Annotated in this window: 22 protein-coding genes and 2 rRNA genes; 23 read left to right on the top strand and 1 reads right to left on the bottom strand. The window is 44.5% G+C overall.

Going from position 1 to position 18,534, the window contains the following annotated elements; translation table 11 throughout:
- From ACWJJS_RS19685 to rsmI, 15 genes are all read left to right on the top strand, one after another.
- Window positions 1–324, top strand: a 23S ribosomal RNA gene (locus tag ACWJJS_RS19685); the annotation flags it as partial.
- A gap of 50 nt (window positions 325–374) precedes the next feature.
- Window positions 375–490, top strand: a 5S ribosomal RNA gene (gene rrf / locus ACWJJS_RS19680).
- A gap of 174 nt (window positions 491–664) precedes the next feature.
- Entirely contained in the window at window positions 665–859 is a 195-nt protein-coding gene (locus ACWJJS_RS19675; RefSeq protein WP_004264749.1) for a sigma factor G inhibitor Gin, read from the top strand.
- Between the two features lie 148 nt (window positions 860–1,007).
- Entirely contained in the window at window positions 1,008–1,622 is a 615-nt protein-coding gene (locus ACWJJS_RS19670; RefSeq protein ID WP_454023831.1) for a 5-bromo-4-chloroindolyl phosphate hydrolysis family protein, read from the top strand.
- 15 nt (window positions 1,623–1,637) lie between these two features.
- Window positions 1,638–2,756 (top strand): toxic anion resistance protein, encoded by a 1,119-nt coding sequence (locus tag ACWJJS_RS19665; RefSeq protein ID WP_070081256.1) that lies wholly within the window; start codon window positions 1,638–1,640, stop codon window positions 2,754–2,756.
- 77 nt (window positions 2,757–2,833) lie between these two features.
- The gene (locus ACWJJS_RS19660) at window positions 2,834–4,267 is read left to right on the top strand and encodes an aminotransferase class I/II-fold pyridoxal phosphate-dependent enzyme (RefSeq protein ID WP_454023830.1); all 1,434 of its coding nucleotides are present in this window, start codon (window positions 2,834–2,836) and stop codon (window positions 4,265–4,267) included.
- Window positions 4,264–4,902 carry a dTMP kinase gene (gene tmk / locus ACWJJS_RS19655; RefSeq protein ID WP_004264737.1) on the top strand — a complete coding sequence of 213 codons (639 nt, stop codon included), beginning with the start codon at window positions 4,264–4,266 and terminating at the stop codon, window positions 4,900–4,902. The genes ACWJJS_RS19660 and tmk overlap by 4 nt, the downstream gene beginning before the upstream one ends.
- A 70-nt stretch (window positions 4,903–4,972) precedes the next feature.
- Window positions 4,973–5,302 (top strand): cyclic di-AMP receptor DarA, encoded by a 330-nt coding sequence (darA, locus tag ACWJJS_RS19650; protein WP_004264734.1) that lies wholly within the window; start codon window positions 4,973–4,975, stop codon window positions 5,300–5,302.
- A 12-nt stretch (window positions 5,303–5,314) separates the two neighbouring features.
- Complete coding sequence (locus ACWJJS_RS19645) at window positions 5,315–5,755, top strand: YaaR family protein (protein WP_004264730.1); 441 nt, start codon at window positions 5,315–5,317, stop codon at window positions 5,753–5,755.
- Window positions 5,756–5,766: 11 nt separating this feature from the next.
- Window positions 5,767–6,756, top strand: coding sequence for a DNA polymerase III subunit delta' (gene holB / locus ACWJJS_RS19640; protein ID WP_070081258.1), 990 nt, complete (start codon window positions 5,767–5,769; stop codon window positions 6,754–6,756).
- A 2-nt stretch (window positions 6,757–6,758) separates the two neighbouring features.
- Window positions 6,759–7,586, top strand: coding sequence for a competence/sporulation regulator complex protein RicT (gene ricT / locus ACWJJS_RS19635; protein WP_004264723.1), 828 nt, complete (start codon window positions 6,759–6,761; stop codon window positions 7,584–7,586).
- A gap of 14 nt (window positions 7,587–7,600) precedes the next feature.
- Entirely contained in the window at window positions 7,601–7,960 is a 360-nt protein-coding gene (gene yabA, locus ACWJJS_RS19630; protein ID WP_004264720.1) for a replication initiation-control protein YabA, read from the top strand.
- A gap of 60 nt (window positions 7,961–8,020) precedes the next feature.
- Window positions 8,021–8,764, top strand: a complete 744-nt coding sequence (locus tag ACWJJS_RS19625) for a tRNA1(Val) (adenine(37)-N6)-methyltransferase (RefSeq protein ID WP_004264717.1) — start codon at window positions 8,021–8,023, stop codon at window positions 8,762–8,764.
- Window positions 8,751–9,050, top strand: a complete 300-nt coding sequence (locus ACWJJS_RS19620) for a GIY-YIG nuclease family protein (RefSeq protein WP_004264714.1) — start codon at window positions 8,751–8,753, stop codon at window positions 9,048–9,050. Before ACWJJS_RS19625 ends, ACWJJS_RS19620 begins: the two co-directional genes overlap by 14 nt.
- Window positions 9,025–9,906, top strand: coding sequence for a 16S rRNA (cytidine(1402)-2'-O)-methyltransferase (gene rsmI, locus ACWJJS_RS19615; RefSeq protein ID WP_070081259.1), 882 nt, complete (start codon window positions 9,025–9,027; stop codon window positions 9,904–9,906). The genes ACWJJS_RS19620 and rsmI overlap by 26 nt, the downstream gene beginning before the upstream one ends.
- Before the next feature lie 49 nt (window positions 9,907–9,955).
- On the opposite strand, the gene abrB is transcribed toward rsmI, so the two are convergent.
- Entirely contained in the window at window positions 9,956–10,246 is a 291-nt protein-coding gene (abrB, locus tag ACWJJS_RS19610; RefSeq protein WP_169510469.1) for a transition state genes transcriptional regulator AbrB, read from the bottom strand.
- Between the two features lie 482 nt (window positions 10,247–10,728).
- Between abrB and metG the strand changes: the two genes are divergently transcribed.
- The 8 genes from metG (at window position 10,729) to ACWJJS_RS19570 (ending at window position 18,463) form a co-directional block, all read left to right on the top strand.
- Entirely contained in the window at window positions 10,729–12,720 is a 1,992-nt protein-coding gene (gene metG, locus ACWJJS_RS19605) for a methionine--tRNA ligase (protein ID WP_053573816.1), read from the top strand.
- A 75-nt stretch (window positions 12,721–12,795) separates the two neighbouring features.
- Window positions 12,796–13,563 carry a TatD family hydrolase gene (locus ACWJJS_RS19600; protein WP_032868379.1) on the top strand — a complete coding sequence of 256 codons (768 nt, stop codon included), beginning with the start codon at window positions 12,796–12,798 and terminating at the stop codon, window positions 13,561–13,563.
- 134 nt (window positions 13,564–13,697) lie between these two features.
- On the top strand, window positions 13,698–15,023 hold the full coding sequence (locus tag ACWJJS_RS19595; RefSeq protein ID WP_156736130.1) for a G5 and 3D domain-containing protein: 1,326 nt from the start codon (window positions 13,698–13,700) through the stop codon (window positions 15,021–15,023).
- Window positions 15,024–15,157: 134 nt separating this feature from the next.
- Window positions 15,158–15,721 (top strand): ribonuclease M5, encoded by a 564-nt coding sequence (gene rnmV, locus ACWJJS_RS19590; RefSeq protein WP_004264696.1) that lies wholly within the window; start codon window positions 15,158–15,160, stop codon window positions 15,719–15,721.
- Window positions 15,711–16,592 carry a 16S rRNA (adenine(1518)-N(6)/adenine(1519)-N(6))-dimethyltransferase RsmA gene (rsmA, locus tag ACWJJS_RS19585; protein ID WP_025854079.1) on the top strand — a complete coding sequence of 294 codons (882 nt, stop codon included), beginning with the start codon at window positions 15,711–15,713 and terminating at the stop codon, window positions 16,590–16,592. Before rnmV ends, rsmA begins: the two co-directional genes overlap by 11 nt.
- Before the next feature lie 172 nt (window positions 16,593–16,764).
- Entirely contained in the window at window positions 16,765–17,640 is an 876-nt protein-coding gene (gene yabG, locus ACWJJS_RS19580; RefSeq protein ID WP_070081260.1) for a sporulation peptidase YabG, read from the top strand.
- A 211-nt stretch (window positions 17,641–17,851) separates the two neighbouring features.
- Window positions 17,852–18,112 carry a biofilm formation stimulator Veg gene (gene veg, locus ACWJJS_RS19575; RefSeq protein ID WP_003218330.1) on the top strand — a complete coding sequence of 87 codons (261 nt, stop codon included), beginning with the start codon at window positions 17,852–17,854 and terminating at the stop codon, window positions 18,110–18,112.
- 162 nt (window positions 18,113–18,274) lie between these two features.
- On the top strand, window positions 18,275–18,463 hold the full coding sequence (locus ACWJJS_RS19570) for a small, acid-soluble spore protein, alpha/beta type (protein WP_011996172.1): 189 nt from the start codon (window positions 18,275–18,277) through the stop codon (window positions 18,461–18,463).
- Window positions 18,464–18,534: the final 71 nt, after the last annotated feature.

Genomic DNA, 18,534 nt, shown 5'->3' with positions numbered 1-18,534 from the left:
GAGCTGGGTTCAGAACGTCGTGAGACAGTTCGGTCCCTATCCGTCGCGGGCGCAGGAAATTTGAGAGGAGCTGTCCTTAGTACGAGAGGACCGGGATGGACGCACCGCTGGTGTACCAGTTGTTCTGCCAAGGGCATCGCTGGGTAGCTATGTGCGGACGGGATAAGTGCTGAAAGCATCTAAGCATGAAGCCCCCCTCAAGATGAGATTTCCCATTCCGCAAGGAAGTAAGATCCCTGAAAGATGATCAGGTTGATAGGTCTGAGGTGGAAGTGTGGCGACACATGGAGCTGACAGATACTAATCGATCGAGGACTTAACCAATTTGAATGTATGCTTACTGTTATCTAGTTTTGAGAGAACACTCTCAATGGTTTGGTGGCGATAGCGAAGAGGTCACACCCGTTCCCATGCCGAACACGGAAGTTAAGCTCTTCAGCGCCGATGGTAGTCGGGGGTTTCCCCCTGTGAGAGTAGGACGCCGCCAAGCTATCATTTCGGTAAAGGCAGCTCATGATGAGCTGCCTTTTTTGTTTTTGAATAAAAACAAAACAAACACCGAAATACGGGAACGCCCATATACTAATTGCAAACTTCAAAAAGATCCAAATTGTGTATACAATCAACAGCTTAAGGGAAGGCTATTCATACGGAGGTGGGCAAAATGAATGAAACGTCCGGCCATGAAGAAACATGTATTGTGTGTGAAACCAAGAAAAGCAGGGGAATCCATATTTATACGAAATTTATATGTTTAGAGTGTGAGAAGAAAGTAGTTTCCACTCCGACCTCTGATCCGAATTATGAATTTTTCGTTCGTAAACTGAAAAGCCTTCATACACCGACGTTATATTCTTAACCCTGAAAAGGGTCTTTTTTTTGCCTGAAATCAGAGGAGTTTTTTCACTTTTTATAAAAGAACTGATACGATAAGAAGAGGAACTTGTTTAGACATGGAATGTAATAGATAATACTGATAAAAGTGAATAAATAGGAGTCGATCACGTATGAAACCGTTTATTCAATATATGAAATGGACGTTTTGCGGCAGCGCAGTTTTTGTATTAGCGGGGATAACCTTCTTTACGATAGGGCATCAGCCTTTTCTGTATTCGCTTTTATACGGGGCAGCCGGCGGAGCCGCAGTCAGTGCGTCCGGCTTGTGGAATGCGAAGCGTCTCTTTTTAAAAAAACACCGGCTGACAAGAAAAGAATATGCTTATATCAAGGAAAATCTTGAGGAAGCAAAGGGTAAAATCATCCGATTACGCAGGGCGCTTTTTCGCTCTAAAAGTATACAAATGCTGAAGCAGAATGCAGAGATACTGCGGATAACCCGACGAATATATCTGCTCACCAAGCAGGAGCCGAAGCGTTTTTATCAGGCAGAGCGTTTCTATTATCAAACGCTTGATTCTGTTGTGGAACTGACGGAAAAGTATGCTTTGCTCTCATCACAGCCGCGAAAAAATAAAGATTTATCAATGTCCTTGAGTGAGACGAGGATGACTCTGGAAGAGCTTTCCAGAAGGCTGGGAGAGGATCTTCATGAACTGATGAAGGAGGACATCGACGACCTGCACTTTGAATTAGATATGGCAAAGCATTCACTGAGAAAATAAGAAAGGAAGAAGGAAATGGCCAAAGACCGTTCCGACGACAGTATGGGCGCCCAAAATGACCAGACTCATCTAAAGCTTGCAGATACGCTGCCGGAAGAAAAAAGAGAAGCGGCACTTCAGCTCGCTGAAAAACTGGACCCTGGGAACATGCAAAGCATTGTTCTGTTTGGTTCACAGGCGCAGGCGAATCTTCTGGAATTTTCCCACACGATGATAGAGCACGTGCAAAGAAAAGATGCAGGAGAGATGGGACAGATATTGGCTGATCTGATGCTGAAGCTTGACCAGGTAAACCCCGATGATCTGCAGGTAAAGAACAAAGGATTTTTCGCCCGGCTGTTTAAAAGGGTATCCGGATCTGTGCAGGAAGTGCTTTCGAAATATCAAAAGACAAGTGTGCAGATTGACCGTATCAGCAGAAGGCTGGAACATTCTAAAAATGTGCTGTTGAGTGACAATAAATGGTTAGATCAGCTGTACGCCCAAAATAAACAATACTTTTCTGATTTAACTATGTATATAGCAGCGGGTGAATTAAAATTAGATGAGCTGAAAACAAAGCTTATTCCCGAAGCGGCAAGAAAAGCCGAATTACGAGAACACAATCAAATGGACGCGCAGGAAGTGAATGATCTTCGCCAGTTTGCCGACCGTCTGGATAAGAGGGTGCATGATCTGCTGCTGAGCAGGCAGATTACGCTTCAGAGTGCGCCGCAAATCCGTCTGATTCAAAACACGAATCAGGCACTGGCAGAGAAAATTCAGTCCTCCATTGTTACGGCTATTCCTTTATGGAAGAATCAAGTCGCCATCGCGCTGACGCTTATGAGGCAGCGGAGTGCGGCAGATGTGCAGCAGAAGGCGGCGGATACGACAAATCAATTGCTGCTGAAAAACGCCGAACTTCTGAAAACAAGCACAGTCGAGACCGCCAAAGCCAATGAGCGCGGACTTGTTGAGGCAGACACCCTCAAAAAAGTGCAGGAAAGCTTAGTCAGCACACTTGAAGAAATCATGTCTATTCAAGAAGAAGGCAGGATGAAACGCAGGCGTGCCGAGGAGGAGCTTGTTATCATGGAAGGCGATTTAAAAAAGAAGCTGCTTGATATGAGGTCCGGCCGGGATAACGGCTAGATGGCAAAAAGTCTTAGCTTTAAGTTGGCTCGCAGGCACGATATAATAAGAAAGACAGGCAAAGGATTTGTTTAAAAATGGACACACCTTTATATACAGCGCTGATGAAGCATGCGCACCGAAATACGTATTCTTTTCATGTTCCGGGACATCACAATGGAGATGTCTTTTTTGATGAAGCCAAATCTGTATATCAATCTCTTTTATCTATTGATATGACTGAGATCACGGGTCTTGATGACTTGCATCACCCGACGGGGGTCATTAAGGAAGCGCAGGATTTGGTGAGCAGATTGTACGGCTCTCAGGAAAGCTTCTTTCTCGTCAATGGAACGACCGCCGGCAATCTGGCGATGATTTTAGCTGTTTGTGAACCGGGTGAACCCATTCTGATCCAGCGTAATTGTCACAAGTCTGTTTTCCATGCGGTGGCATTGGCCGGAGCCAAGCCGGTTTATTTGGCGCCGGAAATCGATGAAAACATGCATGTGCCGGCACATGTATCCCTTTCAGTCATCGAAAAAGCGCTGGCGTCATATCCGAACGCGAAAGGACTTGTTTTGACCAATCCGACTTACTACGGACACGCCGCCGATTTGACTGCGGCAGTTAAAAAAGCCCATTCATACGGTGTTCCTGTACTGGTGGATGAGGCTCATGGGGCTCACTTTGTGTTAGGCCAGCCTTTCCCGCCTTCATCATTGGCTATGGGGGCGGACGCCGTTGTTCAATCGGCTCACAAAACGCTTCCGGCTATGACGATGGGATCTTACTTTCATTTAAACAGCACCCGAATTGACAGAGATCGATTAACTTATTATGTAAGCAGTTTGCAAAGCAGCAGCCCGTCATATCCGATTATGGCATCTTTAGATACGGCGCGTGCTTATGTGCAGGATATTGCTGAAAAAGGGACACTTCCCGTCCATATGGAGCACATTGAGAAAATCAAACGAAGGTTCGCATCAATTTCTTCTATTGAAATAATCGAGCCTTCCGGATATGGGCTGTGGGCGGACCCGTTAAAATTAATACTTCGGTCAAAGCTCGGACATTCCGGCTATTCATTACAACGCATTTTGGAGAGTGAAGGCATTGTTGCCGAGCTGGCTGACGAGTACCAAGTATTGCTCGTACTGCCGATAGGCGGCCGGCGGATGATAGAACAGGCAGCCGTAAGAAACATACAGCAGAAACTGGAGAATACACCGCCCGATAAATTGCCGGATGCCGTGAATTGGACATTTCCGTCCATTTCGACACTTGAATATCCGCAAAATGAGATGCGGAAGTTTACAAAAGAGCCTGCAGATATAAATAAGGCGGCCGGGCGCTTGCATGCGGGGAACATTATTCCTTATCCGCCGGGAATTCCGCTGATCATGGACGGCGAACGGATAACAGAAGAGATCGTACAGAAGCTTTCCCGTTTAATCGGCATGGACGCGCATATTCAAGGCTTGTTAAACGGGGAACAATTACTTGTCTATATAGAAGAGGAGAAATCATGAGCGGTTTATTTATAACATTTGAAGGTCCTGAAGGTGCAGGGAAAACGACTGTGCTTCAGGAACTGAAAGAGATTCTGTCGGCAGAGGGGCTCCCGGTGACAGCGACAAGAGAACCGGGCGGCATCGACATTGCGGAACAGATCAGAGAAGTGATCTTAAATAAAAACAATACACTGATGGATGCAAAAACGGAGGCACTGCTTTACGCCGCGGCGAGAAGACAGCATTTAACCGAAAAGGTGCAGCCTGCATTGAAAGAAGGGCGCATTGTGCTGTGTGATCGTTTCATCGACAGTTCGCTGGCTTATCAAGGCTATGCGAGAGGGCTCGGCATTGATGAAGTTCTTTCTATCAACCAGTTTGCAATCGGCGATACGATGCCTGATGTCACCATCTATTTTTCTATTGAGCCTGAAGAAGGGTTGAAACGGATTACGTCGAATGATTCAAGAGAAAAGAATCGTCTCGATCTTGAGGCCCTGCACTTTCACACGAAAGTACGGGAAGGATACCAAAAGGTTATGCAGCGTTTTCCGGAAAGATTCCATACAATCGACGCATCGAAAAAGAAGGAACTCGTCATTCAGGACGCGCTTCAAGTGATAAATGAAGCATTGAAAAAAATTCAGTTGTGACCTGTTTCTCATAAGTTGCTATAATGAATGTAACGACAATGTTCTTTCCAACCTAAAGGGGGCCTAGAGAATGAAATTAATAGTGGCAGTGGTGCAGGATCAGGACAGCAACAGGCTTTTGAAAGTATTAACCGACCACAACTTCAGGGTGACGAAGCTTGCGACAACAGGCGGATTCCTTAAATCAGGCAATACGACGTTTATGATCGGGGTGGAAGATATCCGTGTCGATAAAGCGCTCAGCCTCATTAAAGAGAATGGCTGTAAACGTGATCAGATGATTGCCCCGGTATCCCCGATGGGCGGGAATGCGGATTCCTACGTTCCATATCCCGTCGAAGTGGAAGTCGGCGGAGCGACGGTCTTTGTCCTCCCGGTCGATGAATTTCATCAATTTTAAGGATTTGACGACGTGAAAATAAATTCTGACTTACGTACATTTATTGAGAAAAAGCAGCAGCCTGCTTATAAAGCGGCAGAGCTTTCCGGAACGTTTAAAAGTTCAATGGACAGCCAAAGCAGCAAGCTGAAATTTGATCAGCTGAGCAGGTTCTTAACGGATATAGAAACGTTCGGGAAAAGGCTGACGAAGTCGAGAAACTTCAAAGACTTAGCGAAATTCAAAGGATTGGTAAAACGTTTTGTAAAAGAGGCCGTAGACAGCGGATTATCGCATGAGACGGAGAAAAGCTTTGACTTGTACGGCAGCAGCCGGACCCTGGGGCTTGTGAAAGAAATAGATGAAAAACTGCTTCAGCTGACGGAAGAAATGTTAGATCAGGAAAAACCGGCAATTGATTTGCTGGATCGAATCGGAGAAATAAAAGGTTTATTGATTAACCTTTACACATAGAGAGTGATACAATGGCAATATCATGGAAGGAAATGACCGGGCAGCAGCCCAGAGTGATGCGGCTTTTGCATAACAGCATTGAAAAGAAAAGGCTTTCTCACGCATATCTGTTTGAAGGCAAAAAAGGTACGGGCAAATTGGATGCCGCACTGCTTCTCGCAAAAAGCTTTTTTTGCCTTGAAGGCGGGACTGAGCCTTGCGGGGAGTGCCGGAACTGTAAGCGTATCGAATCCGGAAACCATCCCGACCTGCATGTGGTTCAGCCCGACGGATTATCCATTAAAAAGGCTCAGATCCAATCGCTTCAGGAAGAGTTTTCTAAAACAGGACTGGAATCGCATAAAAAGCTGTACATTATATCCCATGCGGATCAAATGACGAAAAATGCGGCAAACAGTCTGCTGAAGTTTTTAGAGGAGCCGAGTCAAGACACCATCGCAATTCTGCTTACTGAGCAGCTCCACCGAATACTGGATACCATCGTTTCGAGATGTCAGGTTCTTCCGTTCCAGCCGCTTCAGCCGAAAGCCATAGAAGAAAGACTGATTGAACAGGAAGTGAGCCCTCACATGGCCCGGCTCTTAGCAAATATGACAAATAATATTGCGGAAGCAGTCGAATTAAGTCGAAATGATGAGTTTGCAGAGTCCAGAGCGAAAGTGATAAAATTGTATGAAGTCTTACATCAGCGGAAAGGACATGCCTTTTTCTTCATTCAGGATCAGTGGGTGCCCTTTTTCAAAGAAAAAACCCATCAAGAAATGGGTCTTGATATGCTCTTATTGATATACCGTGATGTATTATCCATCCAAATTGGAAATGAAGATAAACTGATTTATCAAGACTTATTCCAATCAATAAAACAGCATGCGCTGCAATTTACACAACAAAGCGTTACGAACCAAATTCTCGCTGTTTTAGAAGCAAAAAAACGGCTTCATTCCAATGTGAATGTGCAGGGATTAATGGAGCACTTGGTGTTAACGTTGCAGGAGGGATAAGCTTGTACAACGTAATAGGCGTCCGCTTTAAAAAAGCGGGGAAAATTTATTATTTTGATCCGAACGGATTTGATATAGAACAAGACAGCTGCGTCATTGTTGAAACCGTAAGAGGTGTCGAATACGGGCAGGTTGTCATCGCAAATAAACAAGTGGACGAGCATGATGTTGTGCTTCCGCTTCGAAAGGTCATTCGCGTTGCTGATGAACGCGATCTTCTCATTGTAGAAGAAAACAAACAGGAGGCCCTGTCCGCTTTTGAAGTCTGTCAGAAAAAAGTGGCTGACCACGGCTTAGATATGAAGCTGGTTGATGTTGAATTTACGTTTGACCGCAATAAAGTCATTTTTTACTTTACGGCAGACGGACGGGTTGATTTCAGGGAATTGGTCAAAGACTTGGCTTCTATCTTTAAAACGAGAATCGAATTGCGCCAAATCGGGGTAAGGGACGAGGCGAAAATGCTCGGCGGTATCGGACCATGCGGGAGAATGCTTTGCTGCTCCACGTTCCTCGGTGATTTTGAACCGGTGTCCATCAAAATGGCGAAGGATCAAAATTTATCGTTGAACCCAACGAAGATTTCCGGTCTGTGCGGCCGTTTGATGTGCTGTTTGAAGTACGAAAATGATGAGTATGAGACGGCAAAAGAACAGCTGCCGGATTTAGGCGAAATGATTACGACGGCAAACGGCCCCGCAAAGGTTGTCGGTCTTAATATTCTGGAACGGGTGCTTCAGGTGGAACTGAAGAATCGTGAAAAAGTGATAGAATATACTTGGGAAGAGCTCTTGGAAGAGGGCGTCGTATCCGCACAAACCACAGATTAACGAGGTGTGGAACCTTGGATAAAAAAGAGTTATTTGATACTGTCATAAACCTGGAGGAACAAATCGGTTCGCTGTACCGTCAGCTGGGTGACTTAAAGCAGCATATCGGCGAAATGATTGAAGAGAATCACCATCTTCAGCTTGAAAATAAGCATTTGCGTAAGCGGCTTGATGACACGACGGAGCAAATTGAGAAATTCAAAGCCGATCAGAAAGAAACAAAAACACAGAAGGCAGAGCAGAGTGATATAGGAGAAGGGTACGACAATCTGGCCCGGCTGTATCAAGAAGGCTTTCATATTTGCAACGTCCATTATGGGAGCGTCCGCAAGGGAGATTGCCTTTTTTGTCTGTCCTTCTTAAATAAAAAATAAGGAAAAGGCTTCCGCTGATGTCGGAAGCCTTTTTCAAAGAGTGCCGAAAGGAATAAGATTATGGTTTCATTACGTGATGATGAAAGATTGGATTACTTATTAGCAGAGGATATGAAAATAGTACAGAGTCCGACGGTTTTCGCTTTTTCATTAGATGCCGTGCTGCTGTCTAAGTTTGCATACGTTCCGATTCAAAAGGGGAACATCGTTGATTTATGCACGGGGAACGGCATTGTGCCGCTTTTGCTCAGCACAAGGTCAAAAGCCGATATCACCGGGGTTGAAATTCAGGAACGCTTGTATGATATGGCGCTCCGAAGCGTGGAATACAACGGGCTGGGCGGTCAGATCAGTCTCATTCATGATGATCTGAAAAATATGCCGGAAAGACTCGGACATAATAAATATGATGTTGTCACCTGCAATCCGCCTTATTTTAAAACACCGAAAGAGGCGGAGCAGAACCTGAACGAGCATCTCAGAATCGCAAGGCACGAAATCCTTTGCACGCTTGAAGATGTGATTTCCGTCAGCAGCAAACTGCTGAAGCAAGGCGGAAAAGCGGCTCTCGTTCATCGGCCGGGGAGGCTTTTGGAAATCTTTGAACTAATGAAAGCATACCGAATAGAACCGAAACGGGTTCAGTTTATTTATCCGAAACAAGGTAAAGAAGCGAATACCATTTTGGTTGAAGGAATTAAAGGCGGCCGCCCTGATCTCAAAATTCTTCCCCCGCTCTTTGTATACAATGAACAAAATGAATATACGAAAGAGATCCGCACGATTTTATATGGAGACAAATAGTCATTTCTTTTATGTGCTGCTGTGCAATGACAACAGTCTGTATGCCGGTTATACAAATGATCTGCAAAAACGGCTGAAAACCCACAATGAGGGAAAGGGCGCGAAATATACAAGGGCGAGAAGGCCGGTTTCGTTATGCCATGCGGAATCATTTGAAACAAAACGGGAAGCGATGCAGGCGGAATACCGTTTTAAGCAGCTGACCCGAAAGAAAAAAGAGCAATATATAGAAGAAAAACGACGCAGCAAGGAGGCTGTATATGTTAAGACGTCAGATGAGTTTTAACGGAAAATCTGAAATGGGAACTCTGTACCTTGTTCCTACACCGATCGGCAATTTGGAGGACATGACCTTTCGTGCAGTAGAGACGCTGAAATCGGCCGATGTCATAGCTGCCGAAGATACGAGACAGACGAAAAAGCTGTGCCATGTTTATGACATAGAAACATCTCTCATCAGCTATCATGAACATAATAAAGAAAGCAGCGGCCATAAAATCATTGAATGGCTGAAAAGCGGAAAGAATGTGGCATTGGTCAGTGATGCCGGTATGCCGACAATTTCCGACCCGGGGGCTGAGATTGTGAGAGATTTCACCCAAATCGGAGGATATGTCGTTCCGCTTCCGGGTGCAAATGCGGCATTAACCGCGCTGACCGCATCAGGGATCACCCCGCAGCCGTTTTTCTTCTACGGATTCTTAAACAGACAGAAAAAAGAAAAGAAGAAAGAACTCGAACTCCTGAAAAAACGGCAGGAAACGATGATATTTTACGAAGCGCCGCACAGATTAAAAGAAACATTAACAGCAATGCATGACGTTTTGGGGAATCGAACCATCGCCGTCACGAGGGAATTAACGAAAAAGTACGAGGAATTCATCAGAGGAACCATCGCCGAGGTGCTTGAATGGGCAAATGAAGATCAAATCCGCGGTGAGTTCTGTCTCGTTGTCGAAGGCAATCAAGGCGATGAACCGGATGAAGAGGAAAAGCCTTGGTGGACGGAGCTTTCTGAGAAAGAACATGTGGAGCATTACATAAATGAAGGATCCTCTTCCAAACAGGCCATAAAACAAACAGCGGTAGATCGGGACGTACCGAAACGCGAGATTTATGACGCTTATCACATTCAATCATAAAAAAAACCGTTCTTGTGTCGTAACAAGAACGGTTTTTGTATGAAATAGCTTATTTTTGGTTTTGAAGCTGGTTTTGAATTTCAGAGATGATTTGCTCAGCGCCTTCTTTGCTGAGTACCAATTTGCCGCCGGCAAGTTTAAGGTTATCATCAGAAACTTCACCAGTTACTTGGCAAGTCATGTTTGGTTTATATTTTTTAAGGATGATTTTTTCATCATCAACATAAATTTCAAGAGCGTCTTTTTCTGCGATGCCCAGTGTACGGCGAAGTTCGATAGGGATAACGACGCGTCCAAGTTCATCAACTTTACGTACGATACCAGTAGATTTCATTAACAGTCTCCTCCCGAGAGATAATTATTTGTAGTTTATATTTTTCTTCGTCATTATTCGACAAAATTCCTTACATTCCTAGCATAACAAGGTTTCCAATAATCGTCAATCTTTTTGTTTGCTATTGTTTGTAAGAATTAGTTCTTATAGTAAGTAAAGCCTTGGAAATCCTGAAATAACAGGCTTTTTGACTGCTTTTTCGAACCTATTATCCTACTGAAAATCCTTTTAAATCAAGACTTTCGAACCAAGATGTTTTATATTAGTAGATTATATACGACAAATTTCGACATGTTAAGACTTTTTTTAATTTCAATAAAAATTTTTAATTTTATTTACTCTTTTACACGCAGTACGTATATATCCTTGATCTTAAAGGCTAAGATGGTATCATAGATAGAGGACAAATATCAATATTGTATATCAAATAAAACCGCTCTCGTCCTTTGGGCGTGAGCTTTTCGACATTCTGAATGGGAGGTTGCAACATGCCGCAAGACAATAATACTTTTTATATTACGACCCCGATATATTATCCGAGCGGAAAATTACATATCGGCCATGCTTATACTACCGTGGCCGGCGATGCGATGGCGCGTTACAAAAGATTAAAAGGATTTGACGTACGCTACTTAACCGGAACGGATGAGCACGGACAGAAAATCCAGCAGAAAGCGGAGGAAGAGAATATCACGCCTCAAGCTTATGTGGATCGCGCAGTTGCTGAAATCCAAAAGCTATGGAAGCAGCTCGACATTTCTCACGATGATTTCATCCGGACGACGGAAAGCCGGCACAAAGAAATTATCGAGAAAGTGTTTCAAAAACTTCTTGATAATGGTGACATTTACCTGGATGAGTATGAGGGCTGGTACAGCATCCCTGATGAAACATTCTATACGGAAACACAGCTGGTGGATGTGGAACGAAATGAGAAGGGTGAGGTTGTCGGCGGAAAAAGCCCTGACAGCGGCCACCCGGTCGAATTAATCAAAGAGGAGTCATACTTCTTCCGCATGAGCAAATATGCAGACCGCCTGCTGAAGTTTTATGAGGACAATCCTTCTTTCATCCAGCCTGAATCACGCAAAAATGAAATGATTAACAACTTCATTAAACCGGGGCTTGAAGATTTGGCTGTTTCCAGAACGACGTTCGACTGGGGCGTAAAAGTGCCGGGAAATCCGAAGCATGTCGTGTATGTATGGATTGACGCACTGTTCAACTATATTACAGCGCTCGGTTACGATACGGAAAATGATGAGCTTTACAAAAAGTACTGGCCGGCTGACGTTCACCTTGTCGGTAAAGAAATTGTCCGTTTTCATACCATTTACTGGCCGATTATGCTGATGGCGCTTGATCTTCCGCTGCCTAAGCAAGTATTCGCGCATGGCTGGTTATTGATGAAAGACGGAAAAATGTCGAAATCAAAAGGAAATGTCGTTGATCCGGTAACGTTAATTGAACGCTACGGCTTGGATGAACTTCGCTATTACCTGCTTCGTGAAGTACCGTTCGGTTCAGACGGTGTCTTTACGCCGGAAGGTTTCGTAGAACGGATTAATTATGACTTGGCGAACGACTTAGGAAACCTTCTGAATCGTACAGTCGCAATGATCCAAAAATATTTTGACGGCGAGATTGGTTCATATGAAGGAAATGTGACCGATTTTGATTCAGAGCTTTCTTCCGTAGCCGGTGAAACGGTTAAAGCTTATGAAAAGGCAATGGAAAACATGGAGTTTTCAGTCGCTTTATCAACGCTATGGCAATTAATCAGCCGTACGAACAAATATATTGATGAAACTGCTCCGTGGGTGCTTGCTAAAGATCAGGAAAAAGAAAAAGAATTACGTTCTGTCATGTATCATTTAGCTGAATCATTGCGTATTTCGGCCGTATTGCTCCAGCCTTTCTTGACGCAGACGCCTGAAAAAATGTTTGCCCAGCTCGGAGTTGAGGATCAGTCTCTTAAAGCATGGGACAGCATTCAGACATTCGGCCAATTGAAGAACGCGAAAGTGAAAAAAGGGGAACCGCTTTTCCCTCGTCTTGAAGCTGAAGAAGAAGTAGCTTATATCAAGCAAAAAATGCAAGGAACTGCTCCTGCTAAAGAAGAAAAGGCGGAAGAGCCGCAAGAAGCAGAGCGTCTTCCTGAAATTACGTTTGATCAATTTATGGATACAGAACTTCGCGTCGCAGAAGTCTTGTCCGCAGAGCCGGTGAAAAAAGCAGATCGGCTGCTGAAATTGCAAATTGATCTGGGCTTTGAACAGCGCCAAGTTGTATCAGGTATCGCAAAGCATTACACACCGGATCAGCTTGTGGGAATGAAGATCATTTGTGTAACGAATTTAAAACCGGTAAAACTGAGAGGCGAGCTTTCTCAAGGAATGATACTGGCAGGAGAATCGGACGGCGTTCTCAAAGTTGTAGCTGTCGACCAGTCATTACCGAAAGGCACTCGAATTAAATAATAGGGGCAAAAGGTGTTTCACGTGTAACATTCCGTCGAACACCTTTTGTTTTTCAACAAGAAAGGAGTTTTTATGATGCTTTTTGATACACATGCGCACTTAAATGCCGAGCAATTTGACACAGACTTAGAGGAAGTCATTGCGCGTGCAAAGGCTGAAAAAGTTGAACGAATCGTCGTTGTCGGATTCGACAAACCCACTATCACGCGTGCGATGGAGCTGATTGAGGAATATGACTTTATATACGCTGCGATCGGCTGGCATCCGGTAGACGCAATTGACATGACAGAGGAAGATTTATCATGGATTAAGGAACTGTCCTCTCACGAAAAAGTCGTGGCAATCGGAGAGATGGGCCTGGATTACCACTGGGATAAATCACCAAAAGACATTCAGAAAGAAGTATTTCGGAAACAAATCGCTCTCGCCAAAGAAGTGAACCTTCCAATTATCATTCATAATCGTGATGCAACGGAAGATGTTGTCACAATTTTGAAAGAAGAGGGAGCGGAAGAAGTCGGCGGCATTATGCACTGCTTTACGGGGAGCGCGGAGGTTGCGCGGCAGTGTATGGATATGAATTTCTATATTTCATTCGGCGGACCGGTTACCTTCAAAAACGCGAAGAAACCAAAAGAAGTAGCAAAGGAAATTCCGAATGACCGTTTGCTGATTGAAACGGACTGTCCTTTCCTGACACCGCATCCTTTCCGCGGCAAACGAAATGAGCCAAGCTACGTAAAATATGTTGCTGAACAGCTCGCTGAATTAAAAGGGCTGACATATGAAGAAATTGCCTCAATTACAACCGAAAACGCAAAAAGACTTTTCCGCATGAACTGACAGAATGCGCTGTCATAACGTGTAAAAGCTTGTCCGATTCAGTGGATATGTATAACGGTTCTACAAGCTTCCTTCTCCTCATAAGATAGGTTGTCGATATGTCTCTCTTCCTTTTTTTGCTTTGTTTTTGCATAATGAGGGATACGCTGAAGGTTTTTCATCTTCGAGATGGGAGGGTTGACAGCATTTTAGATACTCTATATAATCTCTCCGAGGAGAAGGAGGCGTTTTTCATCACACAAAAAATGAAAAAACTGTTTTCCGTAAAGCTTGGTAAAAGCAAGGTTATTCTTATTGCAGCTATTATTCTGCTGGGCGGAACCGGGACTGCATACGGGGCACATGAGCTCTCAAAACAATCAGTTTCTGTTTCCATCAACGGCAAGAAAAAGCAAATACGCACTCATGCAAAAACGGTTGGGGAACTTCTGGAAGATTTACATATAGAGACGAGAAATGAAGATCGGATTACCCCGTCTAAGCAGACAGCATTGGCAGACAACATGAATGTCGTGTATGATGCTGCAAAGCAGATCCGTGTGACAAGAGGCGGAGAAGAAAAGACTTTATGGTCAACGGCAAAAACAGTCGGCGCATTTCTGAACGAACAGCATACACCTGTGAATCAGCACGATAAAATAGATCCAGCAGCAGATACGAAAGTGACAAACGGCATGAAAGTCACGGTCGACCCGGCTTTTCAGGTCACTGTAAATGATGCGGGAAAGAAAAAGAAAATATGGACGACTTCGACTACGGTCGCTGACTTTTTAACGCAGCATAAGATGGACATGAAAGACGAAGATAAAGTAAAACCGGCATTACACGAAAAGCTCACAAAAAATCAGGCCGGCATACAAATCACTCGTATCGAAAAAGTCACCGATGTAGTTGAGGAAAAAATAGCGTATCAAGTGAAAGAAAAAGAAGATGCGTCTCTCGACAGCGGGAAAGAAAAGATCGTTCAAAAAGGAAAAGAAGGCAAACTTAAAAAGCATTTTCATGTTGTCAAAGAAAACGGAAAAGAAGTATCAAGAAAGCTTGTCAAAGAAGAAACATCTGAAAAAAGCAAAGATCAGATCATTGCGGTCGGCACAAAACGGCACAGTCCCAAGATTGAGCAGCTCAGTGCACCTGTGAAAGCATCTTCGGACGAAAACGGATCTTCCGGTAAAGTGATCACCGTGTCTTCCACGGCTTATACCGCAAGCTGCAGCGGCTGTTCCGGCCAAACGGCTACAGGCGTTAACCTGACAAGCAATCCGAATGCCAAAGTCATTGCGGTAGACCCAAGCGTCATCCCGCTCGGCACAAGAGTCCACGTAGACGGATACGGGGATGCCGTGGCCGCTGATACAGGCTCAGCCATTAAAGGAAGACGGATTGATGTCTTTTTCCCTGAAAAATCTTCAGCTTACCGCTGGGGAAAGAAACAGGTCAAAATAAAAATCTTAAATTAATTCCGATTCACTCAGAGGGTTTTGCGCCCTCTGTTTTTTTCGTTATAATAGGTAAAGTGTATTTTCAGTATATTAGACGTGACATGTAAGCAAAGGTTTCGTTTTGGATATAAAAAGTTTTTTTGGAGGAAGTAATGAAAATTAAAGAAATTATTGTAGTCGAGGGACGCGATGACACTGCGCGCATAAAACTTGCCGTTGATGCGGATACGATCGAGACAAACGGTTCCGCAATCGGAGACGAAGTCATCAGGCAGATTCGGCTGGCGCAGGAAACGAGAGGGGTCATCGTGCTGACAGATCCGGATTTTCCGGGGGAAAAGATCCGGAAAACCATTTCTGAAGCAGTACCCGGCTGTAAACACGCATTTCTGCCCAAACATCTTGCCAAACCGAAAAACAAGCGCGGCATTGGCGTTGAGCACGCATCCATTGAAAGCATCAGAGCATGTCTGGAAAATGTGCATGAAGAGATGGAGGCAAAGCCGAGTGAGATTTCAGCTGAAGATGTCATACAGGCCGGTCTGATCGGCGGACCGGCTGCCAAAAGACGCCGCGAACGATTGGGCGACCTGCTGAAGATCGGCTATACAAACGGCAAGCAGCTTCAAAAACGGCTGCAAATGTTTCAAATCAAAAGAAGTGATTTTATTGATGCGCTCGATGCTATGAGGCAGGAGGAACAGGATGAACAATAAAGATATCGCGACACCTATCAGAACGAAGGAAATTCTGAAAAAGTACGGTTTCTCTTTTAAAAAGAGTCTGGGACAGAATTTCTTAATTGATACAAATATATTGGACAGAATTGTGGACCATGCGGAAATTACGGATCGGACCGGAGTCATTGAAATCGGGCCCGGAATCGGCGCGCTGACAGAGCAGCTTGCCAAACGGGCGAAAAAGGTCGTCGCGTTTGAAATTGATCAGCGCCTGCTGCCCATTCTCAATGATACGCTGTCTCCATATGGCAATGTAACGATCATTCATCAAGATGTGCTGAAAGCAGACGTCAAATCCGTCATTGAAGAGCAGTTTCAGGATTGTGATGAAATTATGGTGACGGCGAATCTCCCATATTATGTGACGACGCCGATCATCATGAAGCTTTTGGAAGAACATCTTCCGTTAAAAGGAATTGTCGTGATGCTGCAAAAAGAGGTCGCTGAGCGGATGGCCGCTGATCCTTCCTCTAAGGAGTACGGATCGCTTTCCATTGCGGTTCAGTTCTATACGGAGGCCAAAACCGTCATGACCGTCCCGAAAACGGTGTTTGTACCTCAGCCTAATGTCGATTCCGCCGTCATCCGTCTCTTGCTTCGTGACGGCCCGGCGGTTGACGTCGATAATGAACCGTTTTTCTTCCAGCTGATTAAAGCAAGCTTCGCACAGCGCCGGAAAACCTTGCTGAACAACCTTGTGAACAATCTTCCGGGCGGGAAAGAGAAAAAAGCTCAAATTGAAGAAGTTCTTCAAGAAACGAATATTGACGGAAAGCGGCGCGGTGAATCCCTGTCCATAGAAGAATTCGCGCTCTTGTCCAACGGATTGCATAAAGCCCTTTTCTAAGAGGGCTTTTTGTTTTGCGTCACCACTTGGACTGCCGCTACATAGGCTAGAGGAGAACCTTATTCATTCAACTGCAAGAAAAGCTTGAAACATCAAGCGCCGCAGCGGAAAGAGGTGCATTTGCCAAGACTTCTTTCATGATGAGGCTTAGTCTATTTGTGGAGTGGGTAACGTGCAATTTCAAATAGGAGATATGGTAGCCAGGAAATCCTATCAAATGGATGTTTTATTTCGCATTATCGGTATAGAGCAAACAAGCAACGGAAATTCAATTGCCATCCTGCATGGTGACGAAGTCAGATTGATTGCGGATGCTGATTTTTCTGATTTGGAGCCTGTGAGAAAAGACGAACAGGCCATGAGAAAGAAAAGAGATGAAAGCAGGATGAATGAATCTCTCGAGCTGCTCCGCCAGGATTATAAGCTGCTTCGGGAAAAACAGGAATATTATGCGACAAATCAATATCAGCATCAGGAGCACTACTTTCATATGCCCGGAAAGGTATTGCATCTGGACGGCGATGAGGCCTATTTGAAAAAGTGCCTGAACTTTTATGAAAAAATCGGTGTGCCGGTATACGGAATTCATTGCCATGAGAAAAAAATGCCGGCGTCAATTGACGAGCTGCTTGATAAATACAGGCCGGATATTTTAGTCATCACCGGCCATGATGCATATTCCAAGCATAAGGGAGACGTGAACGATTTAAGCGCCTACAGGCATTCCAAACACTTTGTCGAAACCGTTCAGAGAGCGAGGCGTAAAGTCCCTCATTTGGATCAGCTGGTCATATTCGCGGGGGCGTGCCAATCTCATTTTGAGTCTTTAATCAGAGCGGGCGCGAATTTCGCAAGTTCGCCGTCACGCGTCAATATTCATGCGCTTGACCCGGTATATATTGTCGCGAAAATCAGCTTCACTCCGTTTATGGAGCGGATCAATGTATGGGATGTCCTGAGAAATACGCTGACGAGAGAGAAAGGGCTGGGAGGAATTGAAACGAAGGGTGTGCTGCGTGTCGGTATGCCGTATAAATCAAATGGATGAGTGATAAAACCCGCATATATTTCGCTATGCGGGTTAATTATTTTACATATTGATACATAAATTTCCGGAACTTGTGAAAAATAACGCAGAAATCAATAGAATTTTGTCAAAATAATTTTGTTGACAATGACTTATTAACGTTGATATAATTTAAATTTTATTTGACAAAATTGGGCTCTTGTTGTACAATAAATGTAGTGAGGTGGATGCAATGGCGAAGACGTTGTCCGATATAAAAAGATCGCTTGATGGGAATTTAGGTAAACGGCTTACGTTAAAAGCAAACGGCGGCCGCCGAAAAACGATTGAGCGTTCGGGCATTTTAGCTGAGACGTACCCTTCTGTTTTTGTGATACAACTAGATCAAGACGAGAATTCGTTTGAAAGAGTTTCATACAGTTATGCTGATATTCTGACTGAGACTGTTGAATTGACATTCAATGACGATGCGGCAAGCTCAGTAGCATTTTAATGGGCAGTGAACCTTTTGTTTACTGCTTTTTGTTTTGCCTTCTAAAGCTCTTCTAATTATTCCCTCGAAAGTTTCAGCCGATTAAACGGAAGCTATAGGTGTCACATGTTTTATCGTGGCGTGCACGAATGGTGATCAATTCTATAAAAGGGGTTGTTTCGTTTGGGCAGACGTCGTGGAGTTATGTCAGATGAGTTCAAATATGAGCTGGCGAAGGACCTTGGTTTTTACGATACGGTGAAAAACGAAGGCTGGGGAGGCATTCGGGCGCGTGACGCCGGGAATATGGTAAAGCGTGCGATCGAGATTGCCGAACAGCAGATGGCGGCTCAGAACCAAAATAACCGATAATGCAGTGGCCCGGGGGACAATCCGTTCCCCGGTTTTTTCTATCGGCTGTCAAAACCGGCGTCAATTTCGGA

Source organism: Bacillus sp. JK106, assembly GCF_053663355.1.
Note: the sequence above shows the minus strand (reverse complement) of the source record. Positions and strands in the feature narration are given on the sequence as shown.

Excerpts from the sequence above, each read along its gene's own strand:
- ACWJJS_RS19675 (WP_004264749.1), top strand. The coding sequence starts at position 665 with ATGAATGAAACGTCCGGCCATGAAGAAACATGTATTGTGTGTGAAACC.
- ACWJJS_RS19670 (WP_454023831.1), top strand. The coding sequence starts at position 1,008 with ATGAAACCGTTTATTCAATATATGAAATGGACGTTTTGCGGCAGCGCA.
- ACWJJS_RS19665 (WP_070081256.1), top strand. The coding sequence starts at position 1,638 with ATGGCCAAAGACCGTTCCGACGACAGTATGGGCGCCCAAAATGACCAG.
- ACWJJS_RS19660 (WP_454023830.1), top strand. The coding sequence starts at position 2,834 with ATGGACACACCTTTATATACAGCGCTGATGAAGCATGCGCACCGAAAT.
- tmk (WP_004264737.1), top strand. The coding sequence starts at position 4,264 with ATGAGCGGTTTATTTATAACATTTGAAGGTCCTGAAGGTGCAGGGAAA.
- darA (WP_004264734.1), top strand. The coding sequence starts at position 4,973 with ATGAAATTAATAGTGGCAGTGGTGCAGGATCAGGACAGCAACAGGCTT.
- holB (WP_070081258.1), top strand. The coding sequence starts at position 5,767 with ATGGCAATATCATGGAAGGAAATGACCGGGCAGCAGCCCAGAGTGATG.
- ACWJJS_RS19625 (WP_004264717.1), top strand. The coding sequence starts at position 8,021 with ATGGTTTCATTACGTGATGATGAAAGATTGGATTACTTATTAGCAGAG.
- ACWJJS_RS19620 (WP_004264714.1), top strand. The coding sequence starts at position 8,751 with ATGGAGACAAATAGTCATTTCTTTTATGTGCTGCTGTGCAATGACAAC.
- rsmI (WP_070081259.1), top strand. The coding sequence starts at position 9,025 with ATGTTAAGACGTCAGATGAGTTTTAACGGAAAATCTGAAATGGGAACT.
- metG (WP_053573816.1), top strand. The coding sequence starts at position 10,729 with ATGCCGCAAGACAATAATACTTTTTATATTACGACCCCGATATATTAT.
- ACWJJS_RS19600 (WP_032868379.1), top strand. The coding sequence starts at position 12,796 with ATGCTTTTTGATACACATGCGCACTTAAATGCCGAGCAATTTGACACA.
- ACWJJS_RS19595 (WP_156736130.1), top strand. The coding sequence starts at position 13,698 with ATGAGGGATACGCTGAAGGTTTTTCATCTTCGAGATGGGAGGGTTGAC.
- rnmV (WP_004264696.1), top strand. The coding sequence starts at position 15,158 with ATGAAAATTAAAGAAATTATTGTAGTCGAGGGACGCGATGACACTGCG.
- rsmA (WP_025854079.1), top strand. The coding sequence starts at position 15,711 with ATGAACAATAAAGATATCGCGACACCTATCAGAACGAAGGAAATTCTG.
- veg (WP_003218330.1), top strand. The coding sequence starts at position 17,852 with ATGGCGAAGACGTTGTCCGATATAAAAAGATCGCTTGATGGGAATTTA.